Genomic DNA, 6,694 nt, shown 5'->3' with positions numbered 1-6,694 from the left:
AAATATCTGAATAAGACCTGAAAAAAGGAATTCAGAAGAGAGTGACAGGATATGAAGTTATTTACCTTTCAAAACTGACCAAATTCTTTCTGACTTGACACCCTTTCATCAGGGTGTTATAGTTAACTCCGAAATAAATAACAAAATAACCGCTAGGGGAGCACATCGCTGAGACTGAATCCCGCAGGATTCTAACCCTCACTACTTGAACCGGATAATACCGGCGGAAGGAAGCAAAAAAGACTTGCGCAGCCACACATCTGCAGCTATGCCTGTGTGGGTGGTGCACAGGTCTGATGATGTCCCTCCTTGCGAACACAAAGGAGGATTTTTTATGTCTATTGTTACACCGGACGGCGGTCTCACCGCCCTGGGCTATGCCCTGTCCATTCTCGCAGCCGTGATTTTGGTGCTTGCCGCCGGGCTGCTTCGCAGCAAAACGGCTTCTGGCAAAAAGCTGTCAACTAAGCAGCTGATCTTCTGCGCCGTTTCCCTGGCCCTTGCCTTTGTCACCTCTTACCTGAGGCCTTTTAAGCTGCCCTTTGGCGGCTCCGTCACCCTGTTCAGCATGCTCTTCATCTGTCTGATTGGAAACTGGTACGGCGTCAAGGCCGGGATTATGACCGGGCTGGCCTACGGTATCCTGCAGTTTCTTCAGGAGCCTTACGTCTTAAGCTTTTTCCAGGTGTGCTGCGATTACATTCTGGCCTTCGGAGCCCTTGGGCTGGCCGGGATATTCTGGAAATCCAAAAATGGTCTTGTAAAGGGATATCTGTTAGGCATTCTGGCAAGAGGCGCCTTCCACACCCTGGGGGGATATCTGTACTGGATGGATTATATGCCCGAAAATTTCCCTCAGTCTCTGGCCGCGCTCTACCCCATCATTTATAACTATTCCTACATACTGGCAGAGGCGGTGCTGACTGTCATCGTCATTTCTCTGCCTCCCGTTTCCAAGGCTCTTCTTGTGGTCAGGAAAACAGCTCAGGAGGCTTAACAGGTCTTGTTATTTTTTCCCTTCAGGGATAAAATAGAAGCATGAAAGGTCATCAAAAACAGCTGATGCCAGAAAGAGGGTGTTTGAATTGAAAATTGCCGTAACTTACCAGGATCAGATGGTCTTTCCGCATTTTGGGCACACAGAGCATTTCAAGCTTTACGAGGTGGAAAACGGAAATATTCTGTATACCCAGATCGTAGATACCAATGGGGAGGGGCACGGTGCCCTGGCGGGACTGCTTACAAGGCTCCAGGCAGATGTGCTGATTTGCGGCGGTATTGGCACAGGCGCCCAGAATGCGCTGCTGGAGACCGGCATTTCCTTTTTCGGCGGTGTAACCGGCAATGCGGATGAGGCAGTCCGCGCCTATCTGTCCGGCACATTGTCCTATGATCCAGACGTACACTGTGACCATCACGAAAAAGAGCACTCCTGTGGGGAGCATACCTGTCAGAAGGACAAGCACGGATGCGCTGGAAACGGTGCGTAAAACATATCTTTCCTATAAAGAAAAAAGTACGGCGCAGCTTAACCGCACCGTGCTTTTTTCTTTTATTTTCCGCATCTGCTTTGATTTCTTCTGCTTTAGTTACTCCTGTCCTCTGCGCTCCTTAAGCTCCGCTTCCATTTTATTCAACGTCTTTTTATCCAGATTATAGACCAAAGCAAGCCCTATAAACTGCAGCGCAGCGCTTGCCAGATACAGCACCGCCACAAGATAGCGCATCCTCAAAGCCACATCATAGGTCTGGTTTCCACCATTTGCTTCCACATAACCAAGAGATGCCATGAATACCAGCGCAAGAGAGGGTCCCATGCCTTGCGCCAGCTTTCTAAAGAAGGAATGGAGAGAGTAAGTGGTTCCCTCCTCGCGATTTCCATGCTTCCACTCGTTGTAGTCGATGGCGTCTCCCATCATGGACCAGGACACCGTAGAATAAATACCCATGCCCAGGCTGTTAATCAGCTGGCAGATCACCCAGAGAGCAATTCCTTGCATATTTGGCGTAATAGGCAGTACCACCATAAGCCCACAGGCAATCAGAGAAAAAACTGCACCCACTGTAGCGATTTCCTTCTTTCCATATTTCACCACCATCTTGCGGGCCAGCGGCGTAAACAGAATGATCGGTATCATGGCAAACATTGACACCAGTCCTGAAATCTGCACATTATGGAAATAGGACTGCCACATAACCGTATTGGCTGCCGTAGCTCCCTGCATACCAAGAAACATTCCCATGGCCGCCAGAGTAGCTCCCACTGCCGGGCGGTTTTTCAAAAAGTTTCCCACCGCCTTTAAAACATTAAATTTCCTTTTTTCCTCACTGACCTTCACATTGCTTTCCACGCGGATTACTGTGTTGCGGATCATGAATTGAAAGGCAAGAAAGCCAAGTACTCCCATCACTAAGGCCGCCGCAAATACGCGTATGCCCACAATGTTATTGCTTTCATCATAAATCAGAAGCGGAAGCAGCGCCATAGTAGCCATCTGTCCCACCAAAGAGCCCACGCTTCTCCAGGCAGACAGGGAAGCACGGTCGCCGGGTTCGTCGGAGATTAAGGACAGCAGGGAGCCGTAAGGCACATTCGCCACTGTGTAAAAGGCGTCCCACAAAACATAGCCGCAGACAAAGATAATGTTCTTTGCCATGGCCGGTGCATTTGGAAGAGGGACAAAGCACAGCGCTCCTGCAACCAGCAGTCCCAAAGACCCCAGCCAGATATAGGCCAGAAACTTATTTCTCTTGTATTTGCGCCGGTCGGCATCCACGATGGAGCCGATTAACGGGTCATTGATGGCGTCCCATATCTGACAGACCAAAAACAGCCCCGCATAAAGAATGGAATCCATCTGCATAAACTGGGTCCAGAAGATCGCCATGGTTCCCTTCAGCGCAAAACTCATGTTACACCCTAAATCCCCCGCAGCATACGCCAAATTGTCACGCATGCTGAATTTCCGGTATGCACTCCCTCCCGCCGAATACACTTTACTGTTTTTTCCCATATGATTATCCTCGCAAAATTATTTTTTCCTGATACGGTTGAGCTGACGGTTCAGCTCCAGCATTTCCTCTTTTGAGACGGCTCCGTTTCCGGCCATCCCCATCATGGAAAGCAGTCTCTTAACCGTAAAGCCCGACATCATTTTCATCATGCCTTCGTTCACCTTAAATCCGGCAGCCTCTCCCTCCTTTCCGTCTGAGCCCTTCATCCTCTTCATCAGTCCCGCGCTGAAGGAGGCCACAAACTGCTGTCCCTCCGGGACAGACATAATATCAGAAAGCTTGTCATTGATGGAGAAATACCCTTCCGGCATATCAATCTCAAACCAGTTGATCACATCGCCGGTTTCCTTCATGCGGTAGTCCTCGTTAAAGACCTCCACCCTGCGGATCACGCTTTCATCCACGCATTCCCCGGCTTTTGCTTCGATTTTGCTTTCTCCCGCATTGGGAACATCAAAGTAAAAGAAATGCACATCGGAGGTCTTGCTGCCAATGCTTTCTCCGTTCACAAACAGCTCCACCTGGGGCTGGTTGGAGTAAACCGTCACCCTGGTCACATCCTCCACCCGGTCCACATAGCGCTTTCCACAGATATGTACAAAGGGCTCGTCAGAAAGCCATGCCTTATACGCATAAAAGGCGTCCTTTTTATACTTTCTGTCAAAGGTCACAAGGCCCTTGTGATTCATTCCGTCCTCGCCGCCCTCCGCTCTGGCGTCCGCCGCAAAGTCAAACATATTCCACACATGGGTAGCCCATATAAAAGGCCTGGTAAAGAGCTGCTTGATCAGCTCCTCATGATAATATGCCTGATACTCCTCCGTGTAGTCCCCCTGCTCCGGATTGGAGGTATGCCAGTTAAGTGCCTCACAGCCATACTCGCTCATTCCAATAGGTATTTCAGGATATTTTGCATGGAACCCATCGAAAAACTCTCCATTCATGGAGGTATCTCCACCATACCACCCATAATAGTGATTATAGGAAATCACATCCGGGATTTTCAGATAAGACGCATCTATACTGCACATTGAGACAACCGCCATAGTGGTCAGCCTGGCAGGATCCATCTGATGTGCAAGGTCATTTAATATTTTATGATTCTCAATCAGGTCCGCATCCTCCTCGCCGCCCATGGTGATCTCATTGGAAAGCCCCCACACCACGATGCTGGGATGATTATAATTCTGAATGATCAGCTCCTTCATCTGAGAGACGGTATTTTCCCTCCCTCCCGGCATATGTCTGGAAATATAGGGAATTTCCGCCCAGACCACCATTCCGTTCTCATCGCACAAATCATAAAAATACTGGTCGTGCTGGTAATGGGCCAAGCGTATGGTGTTTGCCCCCATTTCCAGAATCAGTGCCATATCCTCCTCGTGATCTCTTCTGCTGAGGGCATTCCCGATTTTAGGGCGATCCTGATGACGGGATACCCCGTGCAGCGGATATTCCTCTCCGTTTAAGATAAAACCTCTCTCAGGGTTAATCTCAAAGGTACGGCAGCCAAAGCGGACGCTTCGCTCATCCAGCGTCTGCCCATCTCCTTCCAGTACAGCCTTTAATGTGTATAAATGGGGATCCTTCCTCCCGTTCCACAAGTGAACGTCTGTAATACTCAGCTCCGCTTCCGGTGAAGCTGCATCCACTGTGGTTTCTGCCACTGTGCTGCCGTCGTCACAAATGGAAAAGGTAATTTTCTCTCCGCCGGTGATGCCGGTCACATAAGCACATACCTTTACCAGGGCGTCCTTCCCCTCTATCCTTGGTGTCGCCGTGATGCCGGGGCCTCCGAAATAATCCAGATCAAACCGCGTGCGGCTTACGCTCAAAAGGTTTACATTCCGGTACAATCCGCCGTAAAAGGTAAAATCTGCCATCTGCGGGTACACATGATCATTGGGGGCATTATCCACTGCCACAACAATCTCATTGTCCTTTTCAAGAAATTCCGTGATATTGACTCTCCAGGTAGAATAGCCGCCGTCATGATGCGCCGCCGCCCTACCGTTCACATAGACGTCGGCAGAGGAATTGGCTCCTTCAAATTCAAGATATATTTCCTTTTCATCCGCATCCCCAGGCCTTTCCAGATGCTTTACATAACAGCAGGTTCCCCGATAATAATCGTTGCCCCCATCCTGTCCATCCATTCCGTTCCAGGTATGGGGCAGATTTACGGCTTCCCAGCTCCCTTGCTTCAATACTGAAGCCCCTCCCTCAACAGAAATGCTGTCCTTGCTAAACTGCCAGCCCTGATTCCAGTTTGTTTTTACCATTGGATTTGTCCTCCTTCCTTTTGCTTCCAAAAATGTGAAATAAGTACTACTCTTGGGAAGATTATAACAGCCTTGTTCTTCTTTCGCTTGTATTATTCCTATTGTATTTGGATTATTTTTGTGTTATTTTGATTTTAAATAAAAATATTTAACATGGTGGTGATTATTTTGCTGTTCTCTGTACCCATAAAAGAAGCCTTTCCCTTTATCCGCCAGATCATTTCCGATGCCTACATGACTGACGCCTGGTATCTATCGGCCCCTTACACTGATCTGGATAAGGCAGACAGAGGGTTCCGCAGTCTGCTTCTGCAAAAGGAGGATATTGCCTCCCTTTTGGCAAAAAGCCAAAATATGATCAGGGAGCATCGGCTGTTTATTATCTACAGCGCCCTGGAATTTTACAACATTATTGCCCTGCTTCCCTGTGAAAGCACCCCTGACTTCATCTGTCTTGGACCCTTCCGTGACCGCCAGATAACCGATCAGGATCTGATCCGGATCGTTCAGGCCCATCATTTCCCTGTAAAGCATCAGGATGTGCTCCGGCGCTTCTATTACAGCCTTCCCACAGCAGACCCGCAGAATATGGCCTCCACCCTCCGCCACCTTCTGTCTGCATTCCTTCCGGAATTTGAAAAGGCCTATCCTGAATATATCAGCTTCTCCCAGAAGCAGAATCCGCGGCTGTCATTTTCTTCCATTGATGATTATGTCGCCTCCTTCTCTGCAGACCAGGCGGAGGTCTGCTGCCGTCATTTAGAGGACTTTGGCTTTGCCTTGCTGCGGGGAAAAACAGAAGAAGCCTCAGATAAACTGAAGCTTCTTCTGGATTATATTGGATGCCGCCCGGGCATTTTGCCGCAGCAGCTGCACAAAGCGGCCTGCTTTCTCAATTCCTTCTGCTTAAGCCGTATGCTTGCTACGCAGGTTCATCCTGTTTTCATTATGAAATGCTATCTCACCTATGAATACCGCATTGAGACAGCCGAATATCAGCAGCTCCTCCGGCTGCCCTATGAAATCTGCCGGAAATACTGCCTTATGGTAAAAAATCACAGTCTGCCAGAGTATTCCAGCTTAGTCTGCAATATCATGAATTATGTGTCGGCACATATTTCCGAGGATTTGAATCTTTCTGCCATCGCCGACTATTTCCACAAAAATCCTGCTTACATCTCCGGACGGTTCCGCAGGGAAACCACGCAAAGCCTGACAGATTTCATTCAAAAGGAGAGAATTCAGTCGGCCATCCAATATTTCAATACCACAAATATGTCTGTGGCGGAGGTGGCGGGAAATGCAGGCTTCCAGGACTTTGCTTATTTTTCAAGAATTTTCAAAAAGCATGTAGGCTGCTCTCCCAGCGAATACAAAAGGATGGTAAATCGGTAGGC

Annotated in this window: 5 protein-coding genes and 1 riboswitch; of the genes, 3 read left to right on the top strand and 2 right to left on the bottom strand. The window is 48.7% G+C overall.

Annotated features, from left to right (window positions below; all coding sequences use genetic code 11):
* The first annotated feature begins 144 nt into the window (after positions 1-144).
* Positions 145-249: riboswitch (TPP riboswitch) on the top strand.
* 85 nt (positions 250-334) lie between these two features.
* Together SHK35_RS11110 and SHK35_RS11105 are read left to right on the top strand one after the other, a co-directional pair.
* The gene (locus tag SHK35_RS11110; protein ID WP_318709800.1) at positions 335-997 is read left to right on the top strand and encodes an energy-coupled thiamine transporter ThiT; all 663 of its coding nucleotides are present in this window, start codon (positions 335-337) and stop codon (positions 995-997) included.
* 79 nt (positions 998-1,076) lie between these two features.
* Positions 1,077-1,490 carry a NifB/NifX family molybdenum-iron cluster-binding protein gene (locus tag SHK35_RS11105; protein ID WP_318709799.1) on the top strand — a complete coding sequence of 138 codons (414 nt, stop codon included), beginning with the start codon at positions 1,077-1,079 and terminating at the stop codon, positions 1,488-1,490.
* A 99-nt stretch (positions 1,491-1,589) separates the two neighbouring features.
* Here SHK35_RS11105 and SHK35_RS11100 read toward each other — a convergent pair whose 3' ends face one another.
* Together SHK35_RS11100 and SHK35_RS11095 are read right to left on the bottom strand one after the other, a co-directional pair.
* A complete protein-coding gene (locus tag SHK35_RS11100; protein ID WP_318705558.1) occupies positions 1,590-3,014 on the bottom strand; it encodes an MFS transporter in 1,425 nt (474 codons plus the stop codon).
* 18 nt (positions 3,015-3,032) lie between these two features.
* Positions 3,033-5,297: a glycoside hydrolase family 2 protein gene (locus tag SHK35_RS11095; protein WP_318709797.1), complete on the bottom strand. Its 2,265-nt coding sequence runs from the start codon at positions 5,295-5,297 to the stop codon at positions 3,033-3,035.
* 168 nt (positions 5,298-5,465) lie between these two features.
* Between SHK35_RS11095 and SHK35_RS11090 the strand changes: the two genes are divergently transcribed.
* Positions 5,466-6,692: a helix-turn-helix transcriptional regulator gene (locus SHK35_RS11090; protein ID WP_318709796.1), complete on the top strand. Its 1,227-nt coding sequence runs from the start codon at positions 5,466-5,468 to the stop codon at positions 6,690-6,692.
* Positions 6,693-6,694: the final 2 nt, after the last annotated feature.

It is taken from the genome of Candidatus Acetatifactor stercoripullorum (assembly GCF_944382095.1).
Lineage (GTDB): Bacteria > Bacillota > Clostridia > Lachnospirales > Lachnospiraceae > Acetatifactor > Acetatifactor stercoripullorum.
The sequence above is the reverse complement of the archived record's forward strand: the minus strand, read 5'-3'. Positions and strand labels throughout refer to the sequence as shown.